Here is a 20844-nt window from a genome sequence, read left to right as displayed (position 1 = left end):
GAGAGGCGATGACGGCAACCGAAAGCAACGGTATGATAATCGGGCATCACGCAATGCCCGGTCGCACCTGCCGGTGCGCCGAGATCGATGGCTGCGTTGGCTGGCGTGAACGCTTACGGCTGCGATGCCGGACGGTTGTCTCAGCGGTAATTTTCAACGACGAGGCGTTCCTGCGGCATTGATGGCTCGATGGTCGGAACCATCGGCCGTTCCGCTGGCTCGGAGATGTCACCACCGCGTCGGGAAAAGGACGGGTTCGAAGACTGCCATGCTCGCTCGATCGTTGCGCCATTCAGGTCGACCGCCAACAGGACCGGACTCGGCTTTGCGCGCCAGAAAGACAAGAATGGATTGATCATGACGTCACCTGCTCATGGGGACCTCGACTGATGTCCAAGGTCCGGAAATCGCGCGTTGGTTGACGTAAACGCTTACGGTCGCCCCTAGAGCGACATGGGTGCGAGCGACATGGGTGTTTGAGCGGTTGGCTCCATCGTGCGGGCGGTGGCCTCAACCAAGCCGCACGGACAGTTCGACATCCTCGCCGAAGGGCGTGGACATGTAGCCCGATGCCGGCGAGCGCACGCGCTCCAGATATTCGGGAGAGAAATCGGCGTTGTCGGCGATCACCAGCGCGCCTGGCCGCAAGCGGCTTTCGACCAGGCTCAGGATCTCCGGATAGAGCGCCTTGGCACCGTCGAGGAGCAGCAGATCGATGGTTTCTGGCAGGTCGTCACTCAATGTCTGCAGCGCGTCTCCCTCGCGGATTTCCACCAGGTCGATGAGGCCGCCCTCCTTCAAATTGGCCTTGGCCCGCATCACCTTGGACGGCTCGAACTCGGTGGTGATCAGGTGTCCGCCGCCATTGTCCCGCAGCGCCGCCGCAAGATAGAGCGTCGAAATGCCGAACGAGGTTCCGAACTCAATGACGATGCGCGCGCCGCTGCTTCGCGCCAGCATGTAGAGCAGCGTGCCGGTCTCCGGTGAAACCGCCAGCCAGAGATCCTTCAGCTGTCCGTAGACTTCGATATATTCGGTCTTGCTCCGCAGCAGGCGTGCGCGCTCTTCGTGCGAGAGTGCGGCCATTGCCGGACTGGTCGCGGTGCTCGCCTCTTTGAACAAGCGAGCGAGCAGAGGTGCGAGCGGGGCGTTGGTGAGCGTCGTCATGGGAGTCTCCGGTCGAGAATGGCTGCGTTCTTGTGTCGTGGTGAAAATACGAATAATCCTTCAGGTTTCCAATTCGCATTGCCGAGGCGAGACGTGGCCGAGCGCACAAGTCCTTCGATTTCTTCACGAAAACAGCCCAAACAGACGCGCGCCACGGAGCTTGTCGCCGCGATTTTGGAGGCTGCTGTTCAGGTTTTGGCGAGCGAAGGCGCGCAGCGTTTCACCACTACGCGCGTGGCTGAGAAGGCCGGCGTCAGTGTCGGCTCGCTCTATCAGTATTTCCCGAACAAGGCGGCACTTCTGTTCAGGCTGCAGAGCGATGAATGGCGGCAGACGGGAGGCCTGTTACGCAGCATCCTTGAGAACACCCGGAAACCACCGCTCGAACGGCTGCGTTCGCTGGTCCATGCCTTCATCCGCTCGGAATGCGAAGAGGCTGCCGTACGCGTGGCACTCAACGACGCGGCTCCCCTCTACAGGGACACACCGGAGGCGCGCGAGGCGCGAGCCTCGGGAGAACGAACCGCCCAGATCTTCATGCAGGAGGCGCTGCCAGCGGCCCCGGACGCTATCCGTGCCTTGGCCGGCGAGTTGATCATGATGACGCTCAGTGCGGTGGGAAAGGATTTTTCCGGAAGTCCTCGAACGCCAGCGGAGATCGAGACCTACGCCGACGCGATGGCCGATATGTTCTGCGCCTATCTCGGAAGCCTTGGACACCGGGCTTGAGGCAGTCGATTAGCCGGCGAACTATTACGTTCCCTTGACTTCACTCCGCCGCCTTCGCCAGTGGCCTGATGCGCGCCATCATCGAGCGCAGCGCCGCGGGTTTCAGCGGCTTGTTGATCACCGGAACATCGAGCCTGTCGGCGGCGGTGCGCACCTCGTTCGAACGGTCGGCGGTGAGCAGCACGGCCGGGATGTCCTCGCCATGGACCGCGCGCAGCTTTCGGATTGCACCGAGGCCGGTTTCGCCATCGAGATGATAATCGGCAAGGATGATGTCCGGGCGAGGCATCTCCGGCCGGTCGAGGTCCCGCGATCCGGGAGCGGTATCGACGATGCAGCCCCATCCTTCAAGCAACAGCCGCATGCCTTCGAGGATGCGGGTGTCATTGTCGATACAGAGAATGCGAAGCCCCGCAAGCGAGGTTGTGGCGCGCGCAGGCGCCTTCGCCTCGACCTCGCGGCGGGGCTCCTGCACGGCCGCGGCCGGCAGGATGACCGAGAAACGCGTGCCCTTGCCCGGATTTGAGAAGATCTGGATTTCGAGGCGCAGCACCCGGGCGAGGCGGTCGACAATGGAGAGACCAAGGCCAAGGCCCTCGGCTTCGCGCGCGCCTTCATCGAGCCGGGTGAACTCGTGAAACACGGTGTTCAGCTTGTCGCCGGCAATGCCAATGCCGGTATCGATGACCTGGATCTCGGCCAGGTCGCCGCGCCGCCGCACGCCCACCAGCACACGGCCATGGCGCGTATATTTGATCGCGTTGGACACGAGATTCTGGATCAGGCGGCGCAGCAGGTTGCGGTCCGTCATCACGCTGAGTGACGACGGCATGATCGTCAGGTCGAGCTTCTTCTCGGCGGCCAGCGGCCGGAAGTCGTTGCCGATCTGTCCGAGCAGTCCATCCAGGCTGAAGGTGGTGTCGTCAGGCTTCATCGCGCCGGCATCGAGGCGGGAAATATCGAGCACTGCGCCGAGGATGGTCTCCACCGATTCCAGTGATGATTCGATGTTGACTGCCGCTTTGCCGGCAGCCCCCTTGCCGGCCTTCTCGATCAGCGACGAACAGTAGAGCCGGGCGGCGTTCAGGGGCTGCAGGATGTCGTGGCCGGCGGCGGCAAGGAAGCGCGTCTTGCCCAGATTGGCCTCCTCGGCCAGCATCTGCGCCTGTGCCAGCTCCTCATTGACGCGGGTGAGTTCGATCGTGCGGTTCTTGACGCGCTGCTCCAGCGATTCATTGGCGCGCTTCAGCGCCAGGTCCTGTTCGACGCGCCCGGAGATGTCGGCGTAGGTGGCGACGATGCCACCGTCCGGCATTGGGTTGGAGCGCAGCTCCAGGATGCGGCCGCTGGTCTTCAGTTCCATCTGCCAAGGGCTGACGAAACTGGTCAGCCGGTTCAGCATCGCCACCCGCTGGTCCGCCGGAATGTCGCCGCGCTCGGCAAGGTGATAAAGGATGCGGTCGAGCGAGACGCCAACCTGGCCCATCTCGTCGGGCAGGTCGAACAGCGCCCGGTACTGGCGGTTCCAGCAGATCAGGCGGAAGTCCCGGTCGAAGACGGTGATGCCCTGTTCCATCTGGTCGAGCGCGATCTGCAGCAGGTCGCGATTGTGCTGAAGCGCCTCGGTGGCATCGTCAAGCAGGCGGAAGGCATCCTTGGATTCGCGGTCATTGCGACGCAACAACAGCTCCAGGATCAGCCGTGCCGAGGAGGAGCCGACGGCGCTCGCTAGCAATTGCTCGGAGAAGCGGATCACATCCATGCTCGCTTGCTCCTTGCCATGCAGCGACGTGCCGCTGCTCTTTTCGAAGGATTGAAAGGAGCGCTCGGTGCGTTCGACGCCGAGATAGCGCGAGATCGTGTCCTTGAGGTCGTTGACGGTGATGGCGGTGCGGAAGCGGCGAAGGCTCGGCATCGGACCGGCCTCGCGCGGCACGAAGATGGCCGCCTGGATGCGTTCGAGCGGCACCGAGGCACGGGAAAGCGAGCCCAGGACGAAGAACAGCGTGTTGATCGAAAGGCTCCACAGCACGCCGTGGTTCAGCGGCTCCGCGATGGTGCCGAACAGTGCCTGCGGCCGCAAGGCGTCGAAGCCGAACAGGCCATGGATGATGATGTCGGCATCGGGCGCGGCGAACGAAGGCAAGAGCAGCGTGTAGCCCCAGACGAGGATGCCGGTGACCATGCCCAGTGCCGCGCCCCTGCCGTTGGCGCCACGCCAGATCAAGCCGCCGATAAGGGCCGGCGCGAACTGGGCGATGGCCGCGAAGGACATCAGGCCGATCGATGACAGTCGCGCACTGTTGGTGCTCTCGCGGTAATAGAGAAAGGCGACGAACAGCATGATGAAGATGGATGCCCGCCGCACATTGAGGATCAGCGTCGACCAATCTTCGCTCTCCGAGGTCGTGGTCTTGAGCAGGCGGCGCACGAACAGCGGGATGACGAGGTCGTTGGAGATCATGATCGACAGCGCGACGCTCTCGACGATCACCATGGCGGTCGCCGCCGACAGCCCGCCGATGAAGGCGGCCATGGCCAGCACATCATGGCCGTTGAACAAGGGCAGGGAAAGCACATAGAGGTCGCTGCTGGTCCTGGTGCCGACCAGCGCCAGGCCGGCGAAGGCGATCGGCAGCACGAACAGGTTGATCGCCACGAGGTAGAGCGGGAACACCCAGGTTGCGGTGCGCAGTTCGGCCTCGCTGCGGTTCTCGACTATGGTGACGTAGAACTGGCGCGGCAGCATGATGATGGCGAAGCCGCTGAGGCCCGTCAGCACCAGCCAGGTTGCAAGCGACGTCGAGTAGCCCATCGCCTGGCGGACCTGTGTATTCTCGGCGAGTTTGGCGAACATGTCGGACGGGCCGCCGAAGATCAGGAAGGTGACCATCAAGCCGATCGCCAGGAAGGCGGCCAGCTTGACCACTGTTTCGACGGCGACCGCCAGCACGAGTCCGTCCTGGTGCTCGGTGGCGTCCGCGTGGCGCGTGCCGAACAGCACCGCAAACAGGGCGAGCAGCATGGCGACGACCAGCGAGATATCGCTGACAAACGGATCGAAGGAGGGAGGCGAGCCGGTATAGTGCTCGACCATCAGGCTGACCGAACCAGAGATCGCCTTCAGCTGCAGCGCGATATAGGGGACCGCGCCGATCGTGGCGATCAGCGTGGCGATTGCCGCGACGCTGAAACTCTTGCCGTAGCGCGCCCCGAGCAAGTCGGCGATCGAGGTGATCTTCTCCGACTTTGCCAGCCGCACGAGGCGGTTGAGCAGGGGAAAGCCGAACACGAACACCAGCACCGGGCCGGTATAGATGCCGAGGAATTCGAGGCCGCGCTCGGAGGAGAGGCCAACCGAACCGAAGAAGGTCCAGGAGGTGCAATAGATGGCGAGGCTGAGCGCGTAGATGAAGGGCCGGGCCCGGCCCGGACCTGATATGGCCGAGCGCCGGTCGCCCAGGCTGGCGATGACGAACAGCAACGTCACATAGGCGATCGCGATGATGACGATGAACCAGCCTTGCACGCCCGGAAAATCCTCCCTTCGCCGATTTTCTATCCGGCTTGCCCAGACGCAATCACAGCTTGGGGATCAAGTCCATCACGGCTTTGGGAGCACAAGGAGAGATGTATTGGCCTCCTACAGCCAAGATAAACCAGTGGCTTACCCGTTTTTGCCCATGTTGCAACCGCAGGTTTTTGCTATGTTGCGCATGGGTCGGCGCCGAACGAAGGGGTGGAGCGGTAGCGCGGCTTGTCATGACAGGAGGGTCATATGCTGAAAGAATTCCAGGAATTCGTTTCCAAGGGCAATGTGATGGACTTGGCCGTCGCTGTCATCATCGGCGCCGCCTTCGGCACGATCGTCACTTCGCTGGTCAACGACATCATCATGCCCTTCATCGGTGCGCTCGGCGGCGTCGACTTTTCCAACTATTTCATTGGCCTGTCACACAACGTGACTGCCACCAATCTGGCCGACGCGCGCAAGCAAGGCGCCGTTTTCGCCTATGGCAATTTCATCACCGTGGCGCTGAATTTCATCATCCTCGCCTTCATCATCTTCTTGATGGTCAAGGCGGTGAACAATTTGCGCAAGCGGCTCGAGCGCGAGAAGCCCGCTGCTCCGGCCGCCCCGCCGCCTGCCGATGTCGCTCTGCTCACCGAAATTCGCGATCTCCTCGCCAGGAGATAACGGCAACGGATCGCTGGACCAAAACCCCGGTCGTTCGCGGCCGGGGTTTTTCGTTTTCGCATCTGCTAGAGAGCGGCAACCCAAGCGAAAACGGATCCGTAGATGAGCCTGATCGAGACCTTGCGCGCTGAAGCCCGGGCCGCGCCCGAAAGCGGCATTGTCGCCGTCGTCAACCATGGCCGGCTGCGCGAAGGCCTGATCCCGCTCTGGGCGGGCGAAGGCGACCTGCCGACGCCTGCCTTCATCAGCGACGCCGCCACCCGTGGACTGGCAGGTGGCGAGACGTTCTACACCTGGCAGAAAGGTATCCCCGATCTCAGGCAGGCGCTTGCCCGCTATTACGCCAGGCATTTCGGCAAGACTTTCCCGGAGGAGGAATTCATCGTCACCGGATCCGGCATGCATGCGATCCAGTTGGCGCTCGCCGCACTCGCCGGCGCTGGCGACGAGGTTGTCTATCTGTCGCCGGCGTGGCCGAATTTCGAGGCTGCCGCGGCGATCGCGGGAGCGGTGCCTGTGCCTGTCACGCTAGACCAGTCCGGCAATGGCTGGTCATGCGATGTCGAGAAGATCGCAGTGGCAATCACGCCGCGTACAAAGGCATTGTTCATCAACACGCCGTCCAATCCGACCGGCTGGACCGCCGATCATGAGACCCTTCAGGCGATCCTCGACCTTGCCCGCGCGAAGAACCTCTGGATCATCGCCGACGAGATTTATTCGCTGTTCCACTACGGCCACGGACGCGCGCCATCCTTCCTCGACATCGCGTCACCGGAAGACCGCATCCTGTTCGTCAACAGCTTTTCCAAGAACTGGGCGATGACGGGCTGGCGTGTCGGCTGGATCAAGACGCATCCCGCCTTGCAGCAGGTGTTCGAGAACCTGATCCAGTACTCGAATTCCGGCGTTGCCCAGTTCATGCAGCGCGGCGCGGTCGCGGCCCTCGACGAGGGCGATGCGTTCATTGCCGAACAGGTGGAGCGGGCGAGGGCGGCCCGCGATCTGGTCTGCGATATCCTGGGCGCAACAGGCCGGGCACGGTTCACGGTACCACAGGGCGCGTTCTACCTGTTCTTTAAGGTAGACGGCATCACCGATTCACGCGCCGCGGCGTTTGACATCGTCGACAAGGCCAATGTCGGCCTGGCGCCCGGCACCGCCTTCGGTCCCGGCGGCGAAGCCTTTCTCAGGCTGTGCTTCCACCGCCGCCTCGATCAGATCGAGGAGGCGGCGCACCGGCTGGCAAAATGGATGAAGACTGCTTGAGTAGAATTTCGGGCGGCTTCAGCCGCCCGACTTGGGTACCAGCAGGGGAATGATGCGGTCGCTGTTGGCGATCGAAGGCCGGCCGGCGGAGCCGTAGGGAATGCCCAGCGCATCCCAGGTCTCGACCAGCGCGTCCTGCAGCGAGGCGATCAGTTCATCTGAGTGGAACGGCGTCGGCGTGATGCGCAGCCGTTCCGTGCCGCGCGGCACCGTCGGATAGTTGATCGGCTGGATGTAGATGCCGTGCACGCCAAGCAGGCGGTCGCTGGCCATCTTGCAGAGTTCCGGGTCACCGACGAGCAGCGGCACGATGTGGGTCGGCGATTCCATCACCGGCAGGCCGGCGGCGGCAAGGATCTGCTTGGTCCGTGTCGCCTGCCGCTGCTGGGAATCACGCTCGGCCTGCGAGCGCTTCAGATGGCGGATGGAGGCAGTGGTGGCGGCTGCGAGAGCCGGCGGCAGCGCGGTGGTGAAGATGAAGCCGGGCGCATAGGAGCGCACGGCGTCGATGACCGCGCTCGTGCCTGTGATGTAGCCGCCCAGTGTTCCGAATGCCTTGGCCAGCGTGCCCTGGATGATGTCGATACGATCCGCCAGGCCTTCGCGTTCGGTGATGCCGCCACCGCGCGGTCCGTACATGCCTACCGCATGGACTTCATCGATGTAGGTCATGGCGTTGTGGCGCTCGGCGAGCTCGACGATCTGCTTGATGGGAGCAATGTCGCCGTCCATCGAATAGACGCTCTCGAAGACGATCAGCTTGGCCCGCTCGCGGCCGGCCGCCTGCAGCAGGCTTTCAAGATGCGCGACGTCGTTGTGGCGGAAGATCTTCTTCTCCGCGCCGGAGCGCCGCACGCCTTCGATCATCGAGGCATGGTTCAGTTCGTCCGAGATGATCAGGCAATTGGGCAGCAGCCGTGCTATGGTCGAGATCGATGCTTCGTTGGAGACAAAGCCCGAGGTGAAGACCAGTGCGGCCTCCTTGTCGTGCAGGTCGGCCAGTTCCAGTTCGAGCTCGACCAGCGGGTTGCTGGTGCCGGAAATGTTGCGGGTGCCGCCCGCGCCCGAGCCCATTTTGCCCGCCGCATTCTGGAATGCTGCGATGACGTCGGGATGTTGGCCCATGCCGAGATAGTCGTTCGAGCACCAGACGGTGATTTCCTCGGCACGGCCATTGGCGCGCCATATGGCGCGCGGAAATTTGCCTGCGATGCGTTCCAGGTCGGCGAAGACGCGGTAGCGACGCTCGGCGTGGAGCTGATCGATCGCTTCTTCGAAGAACCGCTGATAGTTCATGTCGGTTTCCCAATTTTGCGCGGGATCATAGTCATTGGCCTATTCGGCGTCCACCGGGCCTCTTTGGTCAAAATGCCACGCCCCAAGCCTGTTCCTAACGAAGCCGGATCGTGGCCTATTCCCTTGATGTGGATCAACTTTGTTTCAGAACGATGCCACACGCCGGCGAGACTGGTTACCGTGGACTGTAATGGTTCTGTCACGGGCTTTCCATATGGCTGTCGATGAGACAGTTTCCTGTAAATCTTGATCTGCGAGGACGCGAATGACGGTTTTGGTCACGGGCGGCGCCGGCTATATCGGCAGCCACATGGTCTGGGAGTTGCTGGATGCGGGCGAAAGCGTTGTCGTGCTCGACCGTCTCTCGACCGGTTTCGAATGGGCGGTGGCGCCCGAGGCGAAGCTGGTCGTCGGCGATGTTGCCGACAAGGAATTGGTCGGCGGGGTCATCCGGGATAACAAGGTCGACGCGATCATTCATTTCGCCGGCTCGATCGTGGTTCCCGAATCGGTCGCGGACCCTCTCGGCTACTATGAGAACAACACCTGCAAGACGCGCACGCTGATCGAAACGGCGGTGCGCGAAGGCGTGCCCAACTTCATCTTCTCCTCGACCGCCGCGGTCTATGGCGGCGCCGGGCTGGAGCCGGTGCGCGAGGATGCACGCCTGGCGCCTGAATCGCCCTATGGCCTGTCGAAGCTGATGAGCGAATGGATGCTGCGCGACGCAGCCATAGCCCACGGGCTGCGCTACACGGCGCTGCGCTATTTCAATGTCGCCGGCGCCGATCCGAAAGGGCGTGCCGGTCAGTCCACGCCGGGCGCCACGCATCTGATCAAGGTCGCCTGCGAGACCGCGCTCGGCAAGCGTCCCTTCATGCAGGTGTTCGGCACAGACTATGAGACGCCGGACGGGACATGCATGCGCGATTACATCCATGTCAGCGATCTTGCGGCAGCGCATCGCCTGGCGCTGCAGCGGCTGCGGGCCGGAGGCACGAGCCTCGTCGCCAATTGCGGCTACAGCCATGGCTATTCGGTGCTCGAGGTCATCGACAGCGTGCGGCGCTCCTTCGGCCGGGATTTCGAGGTGAGGATGGGTGATCGGCGTCCCGGTGACGCGGCGGCGGTGGTTGCCAATTCGGATCTCGCTCGTGCGGAGTTCGGCTGGATCCCGCAGCGAGACGATCTCGACCAGATCGTTGCCGATGCACTAGCCTGGGAGCGTATCCTGACCAGCAAGAATTCAGTACGGAGTTGACCGACCATCTCTTGGGCCAAGGGCTCGTCCCCTGCGCGCAGACGCGCTATTGAGGGTCCTGGGGGGCGCCCGGAGGCGCGCCACCCGGTTTGATCCTTTGAGGTGGGGCGAATGAAGATTGTGGTGCTCGGAGCGGGCGTCGTCGGTACGGCGGCCGCCTATTATCTCGCGGCGGATGGCCACGAAGTCACTGTCATCGAGCGCCACCCGATGGCGGCGCGGGGCACCAGCCAGTCGAACGCCGGTCTGGTCTCGCCGGGAGACGCCACCGCCTGGGCCTCGCCCACCGCGCTGAAGACATTCCTGCGCGGGCTCTACAATCATGACCTCGGCATCAAGGTACGGCTGCGCTTCGATCCCTATTTCTTCGCATGGAGCCTGCGTTTCCTGCGCCAGTGCACCTTTGCGCGCATGCGCGCCAATACCGACATCAAGCTGCGCCTGGCGCTGTATTCCCGCGACTGCATCAACGCCATCTCGGCCGACACCGGTATTCACTACGATGAACGCAGCAAGGGCATTCTCTATTTCTTCCGCTCGCAGCAGAGCCTGGATACAGGGACGGACAATTATCGTTATCTCGGCCAGCATGGCCTGCCGATCGAGATCGTCGATCGCAATCGCCTTGTCGAGCTTGAACCAGGCCTTGCGGGTGCCAAGCACAAGATCGCCGGCGGCGTCTATTCGCCAATCGACCAGACCGGCGATTCCAGCCAGTTCACGCGCAATCTCGCGGCCTACGCCGCCGAGAAACTCGGCGTCCGGTTTCTCTACGGCACGACAGTGGAAGGCCTCGACATAGAGGGCGACCGGGTGCGCGCGGTGATGACCTCGGCCGGGCCGATAGAAGGCGACGCGGTGGTGATCTCGATGGGGCCGGAGAGTGGTCTGTTCGGCCGCCGCTACGGCATCGACCTGCCTGTCTATCCGGTCAAGGGCTACACCGCGACCATCCCGCTGGAGGACGAGAGCAAGGGGCCGACCATGGGTGGGGCGGATGAAGACCAGTTGATCGCCTATTCGCGGCTGGGCAACCGGTTGCGGCTTGCCTCGACCGCCGAATTCACGGGCTTCGACCGCACCCACAAGCCATCCGATTTCGCGGCGATGTTCCGGACCGGCAAGGATCTGTTCCCGGGCGCCTTCGACGAGAAGAAAGCCGAGCTTTGGGCTGGCCTGAGGCCGATGATGCCGGGCTCGGTACCGGTCATCGGGCCGGCCCGCTACAGGAATCTCTATCTCGACACTGGCCACGGCCATGTCGGCTGGACCATGGCCTGTGGCTCGGGAAAATTCCTGGCCGACCTTGTCGCTGGCCGCAAGCCGGAGATCGATCCGCAAGGATTGACCTACGCAGGGTAGATCTTGTCTGCGTCGACTGCCGCGCGCCACGAGCGAACGTAATCCACCCACGCCGGGTCGGCTGGCGGCTCAGTTCTTTCGCCCTTGCCTTGGGCGGCGCGGCCCTGATCCGAAGCCAGCAACGCCGCGCCGATGCTGGTGCCGGTCGCGGCTTCCGATGCGATCACGGGACGTGTGGTGGCCGCTGCCAGCATGCCGATAAAAAGCCGGTTGCGGGCGAAAGGGCCCTCGACGATGGTCGGACCGTCGGCCCCGATCAGATCGAGGCAAACAGAGGTCATAACAGCGAGATAGAACGAGATGGCGACGAAGCGCTGGCCGTTGGTCATGCCCTCGGCATTGAGCCATCCGGCGGCACGATGCGGGAACGGTCCCGAGCCTTGCTGGGTCGATGGCATCAGGAGTGTTTTGTGGGCCAACACATTGGCGACGTCGTCTTCGGTCCAGTCCTCCGAATGGCCCTCCGTCAGCACGGAAAATTCACGGCCACCCATGAAGCGCGCCGAAGGGACGGGGGCACCGAGCGCGTTGACATTGACCAGAGTATCGCGCGCCGGATCGAGCGCGACCTGCCGGCCCCCGACGGCCATCGACACCACCCAGGTACCCGTTGATACGACGGAAAAAGGCGGTGCGTCGGACAGAAGATGCGGTAGCAGCGAGGCGTTGGAATCGTGCAGGCCGCAGAATACGGGCGTTTGTGGCTCAAGCCCGGTTCGCGCGGCAAGCGCAGGCAGGATCGGACCGAGGCGGTCCCTGGCTTGTCGCACCGGCGCCATCAGGCCGCGCCAACCCAGGCGGTCGACCAATGACGAAAAATCCGCGTTCCACGGGTTCCACAGATCGGTGTGGCAACCGAGCGATGTCACCTCGTTGGCGGCGATGCCGGTCAGGCGCAGCGCCCAGTATTGCGGGTACATCAGCATCGCCGTGGCTCTGGCGAACTCCGCTGGAAAGCGTTTCTGCTGCCAGAAGAATTGCGCGCCGAGATTGAGACCCATGGGCAGGCGCGGCGTGCCGGTCTGGGCGAAGGGCGGCCGGACCGCATCATAGTCCGCCGCCAGCCCGTCGGGGCCGTCGAACTCATAGTCGAGCACCGGCAGCGCCAGTTCGCCCGAGGCGTCGACCAAGGCGCCTGTCGCGCCGTGCGTGGTGATCGAGATGGCGTTGATGCGCTGTTCGCGGTTGAGACTTGCCAGGCTGTTGAGGATGAATGTCCAGAGCGACTCGATATCGTGATGCGGGTAGGGCGCCTGCCGCACAGGCGCATTCTTCATGCGGCGCAGCGCGACCTCACTCAACGTCGCAAGGTCGACCAGTGCCACCTTGGCGTTGGTCTTGCCGATGTCGATGACGGCGATGTGATTGATAGCGCTCATTCCATATGGAACACGGTTTCCAGCGGCACGGCCACCGGCTCATTGTCCTGTCTGGTCTCCATGATATCAGCCATGTGAGCCCACCAGCGCTGCATCACCGGATGCTTCGGCAATTCGGCCATGCCGTGATCGTCCTGGCGCCACAGCACGCCGAACAGGATGTTGGTTTCCTCGTCGAGATGGATCGAATAATCGGACACGCCGGCCTGTTTCAGCAGCTCGACCAGCGACGGCCAGATCTCGTCGTGGCGCTTCCTGTATTCGGCCTTCATGCCGGGCTTGAGCCTCATCTTGAACGCGTATTTCTCGGGCATCAGCGTCCCCCGCGCATCCGCCGCCAGACGATCGGCAATGCGATGACGATGATCAGCAGCAGGCCGATGAAGATCGACATGACGATGCCGGGCACGTTGAGCAGGCCAAGCCCGAAGGTCACCAGCCCCATGATGAAGGCGGCAAGCACGACGCCCAGAATGCTGCCGGCGCCGCCGAGGATGCTGACGCCGCCGAGCACCACCATGGTGATGACTTCGAGTTCATAGCCCTGCGCGATCGAGGGCCGCGTCGAGCCCAGCCGCGAGGTGATCAGCACCGAGGCGATGCCCGACATCAGCCCGGTCAGGCAGAACAGGATGAATTTTGTGCGGCCGACGCGTACGCCGGAAAACTGTGCCGCGACCGGATTGTTGCCGATGGCAAAGACACGGCGGCCGAAGCTCGTGCGGTGCAGAAGGAACCAGTAGACGACGGCGGCGATGAGGAAGAGCACCAGCTCGAACGACACCACCCACCAGACGTAACCCTGGCCGAACAAGGCGAAGCTTTCCGGATAGCCCTTGTAGGCCTGGTCGCCGAGGATGATGAAGGCAATGCCGCGAAACAGGCTCATCGTGCCGATGGTGACGACGATGGACGGCAATCCCAGCCTCGTGACCAGCAGCCCGTTGAAGGCGCCGCAGCCGAGTCCGACGACGATGCCGATCAGCACCAGCACCGGCGTGTCGGCGCCGGTCTGCACGGCCATGCCCATCATGGTCGATGCCAGCGCGATGATGGCGGCCACCGACAGGTCGATCTCACCGGATATGATCAGCAGCGCCATGGCGAAGGCGATCAGGCCCTTCTCGGTGAAATTGAAGGTCAGATCCGACAGCGAATACGGATCGAGGAAATAGGGCGAGGCGAAGCTGTTGATGATGAAGATGGCAACGGCCACCACGACCAGCAGTGCTTCCCAGGAAAAGATCGCCGAGCGCAGCGGCGTGTCGAGCCGGTCGGGAATGTGGCGCGGGGCAGGGACGTCGGTCATGCCGCCTCCACTTTTCTCAGGATGATGCGGCCTTGCCGGCGTTCGCCGCGCGCGTTGAGCACGACGGCAAGGATGATGGCGCTACCCGAAATCGCCATCTGCCAGAAGGGCGAAATGTTGATGACCGGCAGCGCGTTGGAGATGATGCCGAGGAACAACGCGCCGAGCACCGCGCCACCGGCCGAGCCGATGCCGCCAGCGATCGAGATGCCGCCGATGACGCAGGCGGCGATGATGTTGAGCTCATAGCCGTTGGCGACCTCGACTGAGGCGATGACATAGCGCGAGATCCACAGGTAGCCCGAGAGGCCGCCGATCATGCCGGAGATGCAGAAGACGATGAATTTCGTCCGGCCGACATCGATGCCGGCATAAACCGACGCCGTCGGGTTGACGCCGATGGCGTAGATCGAGCGGCCGAGCGCGGTGCGCGTCATCAGGATGAAGAACAGCGCGATGACAAGGATAGCGATCCAGGACAGCACCGGAATGCCGAGGAAGGCCGCCCGCTGAAAGCCGATGAAATCCGGGCTCATCTTGTCGGCATTGACCCAGGCGCCCCCGGACAGGACGAAGGTAGCGCCGCGATAGATGGTCAGCGTGCCCAGTGTGACCACGATCGAGGGGATGTTCAGCCGCCAGACCAAAAGGCCGTTGATGGCGCCGAGCACGAGGCCGACCAGCAGTGCGATGACGATCAGCAGCGGGATGGGGATCGCCGGATGCGCGGCGTTCAGCATCGCCACCACCATGCCGGTAAAGCAGAGGTTTGAGGCCATCGACAGGTCGATCGACCGGGTCAAGATGACAACCATCTGGCCGAGCGCCAGGATCATCAGGATCGAGGTGTCGTTGAACACCTGGCGCAGATTGCCGGGGTCGGCAAAGGCTGGGAAGCGGGTCGAGATCAGCCCGATCAAAACGATGATTGCGGCCAACAGCCAGATTTCGCGGTACTTCAGGAAAGCCTTCATGCCGCGATCCCTGCTGCTGTCCTGACCAGCGTTTCGGCGTCCAGACCCTTGTTGTCGTAGACCGCCGCGACCAGACCCTCGCGCATCACGACGACGCGGTCGGACATGCCGAGGATTTCGGGCAACTCGGACGACACCATGATCACCGACAACCCCTGCGCCACCAACTCGGCCATGAAACCGTGCACGGCCGCCTTGGAGCCGATGTCGATGCCCTTGGTCGGCTCATCCAAAATGATCACCTTTGGCGCGGTCGCCAGCCATTTGGCGATGACGATCTTCTGCTGGTTGCCGCCCGACAGCGTGCCGACATCCTGGCTGAGCGAGGATGCGCGCAGGTCTAGCCGCTCGGTATAGGAGCGGGCGAGCGAGAACTCTTCCGCCAGCCGCAGCAGGCCGGATTTCGACGTGCGCTTGAGTGAAGGCAGCGAGACATTCTGGAAGATCGGCAGGCCGATCACCACGCCTTGCTTGCCGCGCTCCTCCGGCACATAGACGATCCCGGCATCGATCGAATCCGCCGCCGATTTCGGCGCGATCGTCCTGCCTTCCAGGGTGATCGTGCCGGCTGAGGTGCGGGTGATGCCCGAAATCGCCTGCATCACTTCGCTGCGCCCGGCGCCGACAAGGCCGTAGAAGCCGAGGATCTCGCCCTTGTGCAGTTCGAAGCCGATGTCGTTGAATTCGGTCGGGTGCGACAGGCCGGAGACGGAAAGCACCGGCACGCCGATCTCGGCCTTACGCTGCGGGAAGATGTGGTCGACCGAACGGCCGACCATCATGCGAACGATCTGGCTCTGGCCCGCATCCTTGATCAGGCCTTCGCCAACCATCTCACCGTCCCGGAACACCGTGTAGCGGTCGGCTATGCGGTAGATCTCATCGAACTTGTGGCTGATGAACAGGATCGCCTTGCCCTCTTCCTTGAGGAACTCGATGAGCAAGAACAGCTCCTCGATCTCCTTCATCGAAAGCGCGGCGGTCGGCTCGTCCATGATGACGATCTGCGCGTCGATCGACATGGCGCGCGCCACGGCGACCAGATGCTTGTTGGCGATGCCGAGATCCTTTAGCCGTGCGTCGGCGTCAATATGGCCGGCATGCATGGTGTCGAGCACTTCGCGAGCGTTCTTACGCATCGTGCGCCAGTCGATGGTGCCGAAGCGTGATCGCGGCGCATGGCCGAGAAATATGTTTTCGGCGACGGTCAGGTCGTCGAACAGAACGGTTTCCTGATGGATCGCGGTAACGCCATGGCCGAAGGCCGCATGTGCGCTGGGCAAGGTGACGGCCTGACCGTCAATGCTGATGGTGCCGGCATCGGGCTGGTAGATGCCGGTCATGATCTTGACCAGCGTTGACTTGCCGGCGCCGTTTTCGCCGATGAGTGCTGTCACCTGGCCCGGATAGAGCGCCAGGCTGACATTGTGCAGCGCGCGCACTCCGGGAAAACTCTTCGAGATACCGGACAGCGTCAGGCGTGGGGCTGAGGCCGGAGGCCCCTCCTTTGCCGTGCCGTCTTGGGCTGTCGTGTCCATATCCGTATCAAGCCCTGAAACAAGGTCCGTTTGAAGTCGCGGCGGAGCGTGAGCCCCGCCGCGTCAGCTCGAAGTGCGCCAGGATCAATAGATCTTGGAGAACTTCTCGATGTTGGACTTGTCGAACTGGAAGGGCGGAGCCATCGCAGCCGAGTTGGTGTCGTCGAGCGTGACCTTGCCGACGCGGCCGATCGACAGCGTGGCGCCGGGCTTCGCCACTTCCTTCTTCACGGCCAGATCATGGGCGAGGTAGACGGCGGAGTAGCCGAGGTCGATCGGGTTCCACAGGGCGACAGCCTGGCTGGCACCGTTGTCGATGAACTTCTTGAACTCGGACGGCAGCGCGAGGCCGGTGACATTGACCTTGCCGATCAGGTTCGCGTCGGTGACGACCTGGGCCGCGGCAACGACGCCGACGGTGGTCGGTGCGATGATCGCCTTCAGGTTCGGATAGGACTTCAGCAGGCCTTTGGCCTCGTCCGTGCTCTTGGCCGAATCGTCATCGCCATAGACGGTGGCGACCAGTTTGATCTTGGGGAACTTCTCCGGCAGCACCTTCTTGGCCGCGTCGATCCAGGCGTTCTGGTTGGTCGCGGTCGACGAGGCCGACAGGATGGCGACGTCGCCGCCTTCCGGCAGGTAGTCGGCGGCAAGCTTGATGATGGTCTCGCCGATCAGGCCGGTGTCGGACGGATTAAGGTGAAGCTGGCGGCCTTCCTTGGCAACGCCGGAATCCCACGAGATCACGGTGATGCCGCGTTCCATGGCCTTCTTCAGCACCGGAACCAGCGCATCGGCGTCATTGGCCGAAATGGCGATGGCGTTGACCTTCTGGGCGATCAGCGAATTGACCACCTCGATCTGCGCCTCGGCGGTCGCCTTGGTCGGGCCGGTGTAGATGATGTCGACGTCGCCGAGTTCCTTGGCGGCTTCTTCGGCGCCCTTGTTGGCGGCATCGAAGAAGCCGTTGCCCAGCGACTTCACAACCAGCGCGATCTTGACGTTCTCGGCATAGGCGGCATTCACGAACATGGCGGCGGAAAATGCCGCCGTAACCATCAATTTCTTCAGAAAGCTCATCGTATATCCTCCCTTGAGCGTTGCATTCCATCGCCGCTGCGGGCGCGAGTCGTCTCAGGCCTGCAGTGAAGATTCTTCCTTGTTGCTTGCCGGTTTGCGGGCGACGATCAGCGTCACGCCTGCGGTCTCCAGCATCTTTGCTTCCCTGTCCTCGATGCCGTCATCGGTGATGACCGTGGCGATGCGCGACAGTCCGCACAGGATCAGGCTGGAGCGCTTGCGGAACTTCGACGAGTCGATCAGCACCACCAGCTCGTCGGCCTGGTCGATCAGCTTCTGCTCGGCCTGGATCAGCAGCGGGTCTGCTTCCATCAGGCCGAGTGGCCCGAGCCCTTGCGCACCCATGAACATGCGGCGCGCATAGAAATTGCGCGTCACGTCATTGTCGAAGGGCGACAGGATGATGTTCTGCTCGCGGTAGATGGTGCCGCCCGACAGCATGACCGTGTTCTTGGAATGCTTGAGCAGATGCTCGGCGATCGGGAACGAATTGGTGAAGATCGGCATGCGGTGGCCGGTCAGGAAATGCACCATCTGGAAGGTCGTGGTGCCGCCATTGATGATGATCGGCTCGCCATCCTTGCAAAGCTCCACGGCTTCGCGGGCAATCGCCCGTTTCTGCGAGGCATTGATCGTTTCGTTGACGGAAAAGGGCCGGCCGGCAAGGCCGATGAATTGCGGCGGCGAGATCGCCTCGGCACCGCCACGCACACGGCGAAGGCGCTTCTGGACATGCATGGCGGCGATGTCACGCCGGATCGTCGCCTCGGAAGAGTCCGTCAGGTCGACCAGTTCCTGGACCGTCACCACAGGCTTTTCCTGGATGGCGGACAGAATGATCCTGTGGCGCTCTTTCTCGTGCATGGTTCCTCCCTTGCCCAGGCATCTAGGCACCCAAAACGCGCAGTGTCAATCATTTCCGATCATATAATTTCATTGTGCAGTGCAATATGATCGATTTTGATCGTTTGTGATTGACAAGTTCGGCGCTTCCGTGGAAATTCGGGCAAAAGGGACGACGCCGTTTGCGTGTCCCACGGGAGGATATCCAAATGCTCGACAAGCGCTCCGGCACGCGCCTCGCCAATTTGTGGGACGAGGTGAAAGCCCAGGCCATGAGCGAACCGGAACGCCTCGTCTATCGTTCCAATGTTCTGGGTTCCGACAAGCGCGTCACCAACTATGGCGGCGGCAACACCTCATCCAAGATCTGGCAGAAGGATCCGCTCACCGGCGCGAGCGTCGAAGTGCTGTGGGTGAAGGGTTCGGGTGGCGACAGCGCCTCGATCAAGCTCGACGGCTTTGCCACGCTCTACATGGACAAATTGCGCGCGCTCAAAGGCCTCTATCGCGGTGTCGAGCATGAAGACGAGATGGTCGGCTTCCTGCCGCACTGCACCTTCAACCTCAACCCGCGCGCGGCCTCCATCGACACGCCGCTGCATGCCTTCGTGCCGAAGCCTTTTGTCGACCACATGCATCCCGACGCCATCATCGCCATCGCGGCGGCAAAAGATTCGAAGGCGCTCACACAGCAGATTTTCGGTGATGCGATCGGCTGGCTGCCGTGGAAGCGGCCGGGCTTCGAACTCGGCCTGTGGCTGGAGAAATTCTGTCTCGAACATCCCGCCGCCAAGGGCGTCATCCTCGAAAGCCATGGACTGTTCACTTGGGGCGATACCCCGAAGGAATGCTACGAGACGACGATCTCGGTGATCAACCAGGCGATCGACTGGTTCGAGCGCAGGTCCGAGGGCAAGCCGATCTTCGGCGGCGAGCTGGTCAAGTCGCTCGATGCGGCCCACCGTCGCGCGGTCGCCGCGAAGCTGATGCCGAGGATACGCGGCCTGATCTCGGAAAAGAGCCACAAGCTCGGCCATTTCGATGATTCCGCCGCCGTGCTCGAATTCGTCAATTCCAGGGACATGCGTGCGCTGGCGGCGCTCGGCACATCCTGCCCCGATCATTTCCTGCGCACCAAGATCCGGCCGCTGGTCATCGAGTTCGATCCGGCCAAGCCTGATGTCGATGCCGTCATTGCCCGTCTCGCTGACCACGTCGCCGCCTATCGTGTCGGCTACCAGGCTTATTACGACAGTTGCAAGCATGCGGACTCGCCCGCCATCCGCGATCCCAATGCCGTGGTCTATCTGATGCCCGGCGTCGGCATGTTCACCTTCGCCGGCGACAAGGCGACAGCGCGCATCTCCGGCGAATTCTACGTCAACGCCATCAACGTCATGCGCGGCGCCTCGACCGTCTCGTCCTATGTCGGCCTGCCCGCACAGGAGGCCTTCAATATCGAGTATTGGCTGCTCGAGGATCTGAAGCTGCAACGCATGCCCAAGCCGAAGTCGCTTGCCGGGCAGATCGCGTTGGTCACCGGCGGCGCCGGCGGCATTGGCCGTGCAACGGCCAATCGGCTGCTGCGCGAGGGCGCCTGCGTCGTGCTGGCCGATATCGACGAGGCCGCACTCAACAGCGCCAATGACGAACTGGCCAAGGCCTATGGCAAGGATTTCGTGCGTCCGGTGGTGATCAACGTGACTTCCGAGGATCAGGTCGTCTCCGGCTTTGCCGAGACGGCGGTGGAATTCGGCGGCATCGACATTCTGGTGTCGAACGCCGGTTTGGCCTCGTCGGCGCCGATCGAGGACACGACGCTGGCGCTGTGGAACAAGAACATGGACATCCTGTCCACCGGCTATTTCCTCGTTTCGCGGGAAGCGTTCCGGCTGTTCCGGGTGCAGAAGATCGGCGGCAATATCGTCTTCGTCGCCTCCAAGAATGGCCTTGCCGCATCGCCCAATGCAGCCGCCTATTGCACGGCCAAGGCCGCCGAGATTCATCTCGCCCGCTGCCTCGCGCTGGAAGGTGCTGAGGCGCAAATCCGGGTCAATGTCGTCAATCCCGATGCGGTGCTGCGTGGCTCGAAGATCTGGACCGGCGAGTGGAAGGAACAGCGCGCCGCCGCCTACAAGATGTCGACCGACGACCTGGAGGAGCACTACCGTTCGCGCTCGATGCTGAAGCGGTCGGTGTTTCCCGAGGATATCGCCGAAGCCATCTATTTCTTCGCTTCCGATATGTCGGCCAAGTCGACCGGCAACATCATCAATGTCGACGCCGGCAACGCCCAGAGCTTTACGCGATAATCGTCTGACGGCGGCGCTGCCCCTCACCCTTACCCTCTCCCCGTAAAGAACGGGGAGAGGGGTCGCCGGCGCCGGAGTGCTTCCCTTCTCCCCGTCCCCATACGGGGAGAAGGTGCCGGCAGGCGGA

16 protein-coding genes are annotated in these 20844 nt (G+C 62.8%); 6 read left to right on the top strand and 10 right to left on the bottom strand.

Translation table 11 applies throughout. The features are described from left to right. Positions 1-510: 510 nt before the first annotated feature. Positions 511-1167, bottom strand: coding sequence for an O-methyltransferase (locus ABVQ20_RS17100; RefSeq protein WP_354460687.1), 657 nt, complete (start codon positions 1165-1167; stop codon positions 511-513). A 93-nt stretch (positions 1168-1260) separates the two neighbouring features. Here ABVQ20_RS17100 and ABVQ20_RS17095 point away from each other — a divergent pair, with 93 nt between their 5' ends. Beyond that, positions 1261-1896 carry a TetR/AcrR family transcriptional regulator gene (locus tag ABVQ20_RS17095; protein WP_354460686.1) on the top strand — a complete coding sequence of 212 codons (636 nt, stop codon included), beginning with the start codon at positions 1261-1263 and terminating at the stop codon, positions 1894-1896. A gap of 40 nt (positions 1897-1936) precedes the next feature. Here the strand turns inward: ABVQ20_RS17095 and ABVQ20_RS17090 are convergent, their stop codons facing one another. Then, complete coding sequence (locus ABVQ20_RS17090) at positions 1937-5425, bottom strand: hybrid sensor histidine kinase/response regulator (protein ID WP_354460685.1); 3489 nt, start codon at positions 5423-5425, stop codon at positions 1937-1939. A gap of 249 nt (positions 5426-5674) precedes the next feature. Between ABVQ20_RS17090 and mscL the strand changes: the two genes are divergently transcribed. Together mscL and ABVQ20_RS17080 are read left to right on the top strand one after the other, a co-directional pair. Further along, positions 5675-6094 carry a large conductance mechanosensitive channel protein MscL gene (gene mscL, locus ABVQ20_RS17085; RefSeq protein WP_354460684.1) on the top strand — a complete coding sequence of 140 codons (420 nt, stop codon included), beginning with the start codon at positions 5675-5677 and terminating at the stop codon, positions 6092-6094. Between the two features lie 102 nt (positions 6095-6196). After that, positions 6197-7363, top strand: a complete 1167-nt coding sequence (locus ABVQ20_RS17080; RefSeq protein ID WP_354460683.1) for a pyridoxal phosphate-dependent aminotransferase — start codon at positions 6197-6199, stop codon at positions 7361-7363. 18 nt (positions 7364-7381) lie between these two features. On the opposite strand, the gene hemA is transcribed toward ABVQ20_RS17080, so the two are convergent. Then, on the bottom strand, positions 7382-8659 hold the full coding sequence (gene hemA / locus ABVQ20_RS17075; RefSeq protein WP_354460682.1) for a 5-aminolevulinate synthase: 1278 nt from the start codon (positions 8657-8659) through the stop codon (positions 7382-7384). 265 nt (positions 8660-8924) lie between these two features. Here hemA and galE point away from each other — a divergent pair, with 265 nt between their 5' ends. After that, on the top strand, positions 8925-9920 hold the full coding sequence (gene galE / locus ABVQ20_RS17070; RefSeq protein WP_354460681.1) for a UDP-glucose 4-epimerase GalE: 996 nt from the start codon (positions 8925-8927) through the stop codon (positions 9918-9920). A gap of 111 nt (positions 9921-10031) precedes the next feature. Continuing rightward, positions 10032-11282, top strand: coding sequence for a D-amino acid dehydrogenase (locus ABVQ20_RS17065; RefSeq protein ID WP_354460680.1), 1251 nt, complete (start codon positions 10032-10034; stop codon positions 11280-11282). Here the strand turns inward: ABVQ20_RS17065 and ABVQ20_RS17060 are convergent. From ABVQ20_RS17060 to ABVQ20_RS17030, 7 genes are all read right to left on the bottom strand, one after another. After that, positions 11270-12661, bottom strand: a complete 1392-nt coding sequence (locus tag ABVQ20_RS17060) for an FGGY-family carbohydrate kinase (RefSeq protein WP_354460679.1) — start codon at positions 12659-12661, stop codon at positions 11270-11272. The genes ABVQ20_RS17065 and ABVQ20_RS17060 overlap by 13 nt on opposite strands. Further along, complete coding sequence (gene rhaM / locus ABVQ20_RS17055; protein WP_354460678.1) at positions 12658-12975, bottom strand: L-rhamnose mutarotase; 318 nt, start codon at positions 12973-12975, stop codon at positions 12658-12660. Before rhaM ends, ABVQ20_RS17060 begins: the two co-directional genes overlap by 4 nt. Then, positions 12975-13970, bottom strand: coding sequence for an ABC transporter permease (locus ABVQ20_RS17050; protein WP_354460677.1), 996 nt, complete (start codon positions 13968-13970; stop codon positions 12975-12977). The genes rhaM and ABVQ20_RS17050 overlap by 1 nt, the downstream gene beginning before the upstream one ends. Beyond that, positions 13967-14944, bottom strand: coding sequence for an ABC transporter permease (locus ABVQ20_RS17045; RefSeq protein WP_354460676.1), 978 nt, complete (start codon positions 14942-14944; stop codon positions 13967-13969). The genes ABVQ20_RS17050 and ABVQ20_RS17045 overlap by 4 nt, the downstream gene beginning before the upstream one ends. Further along, positions 14941-16482, bottom strand: coding sequence for a sugar ABC transporter ATP-binding protein (locus ABVQ20_RS17040; RefSeq protein ID WP_354460675.1), 1542 nt, complete (start codon positions 16480-16482; stop codon positions 14941-14943). The genes ABVQ20_RS17045 and ABVQ20_RS17040 overlap by 4 nt, the downstream gene beginning before the upstream one ends. Positions 16483-16566: 84 nt before the next feature. Beyond that, positions 16567-17562 (bottom strand): rhamnose ABC transporter substrate-binding protein, encoded by a 996-nt coding sequence (gene rhaS / locus ABVQ20_RS17035; protein ID WP_354460674.1) that lies wholly within the window; start codon positions 17560-17562, stop codon positions 16567-16569. A gap of 54 nt (positions 17563-17616) precedes the next feature. Next, positions 17617-18426, bottom strand: coding sequence for a DeoR/GlpR family DNA-binding transcription regulator (locus tag ABVQ20_RS17030; RefSeq protein ID WP_354460673.1), 810 nt, complete (start codon positions 18424-18426; stop codon positions 17617-17619). A 188-nt stretch (positions 18427-18614) separates the two neighbouring features. Here ABVQ20_RS17030 and ABVQ20_RS17025 point away from each other — a divergent pair, with 188 nt between their 5' ends. Beyond that, a complete protein-coding gene (locus ABVQ20_RS17025) occupies positions 18615-20717 on the top strand; it encodes a bifunctional rhamnulose-1-phosphate aldolase/short-chain dehydrogenase (protein ID WP_354460672.1) in 2103 nt (700 codons plus the stop codon). Positions 20718-20844 lie beyond the last annotated feature (127 nt).

The organism is Mesorhizobium shangrilense (assembly GCF_040537815.1).
GTDB lineage: Bacteria > Pseudomonadota > Alphaproteobacteria > Rhizobiales > Rhizobiaceae > Mesorhizobium > Mesorhizobium shangrilense.
This window is presented reverse-complemented; position numbering and strand designations above follow the sequence as displayed.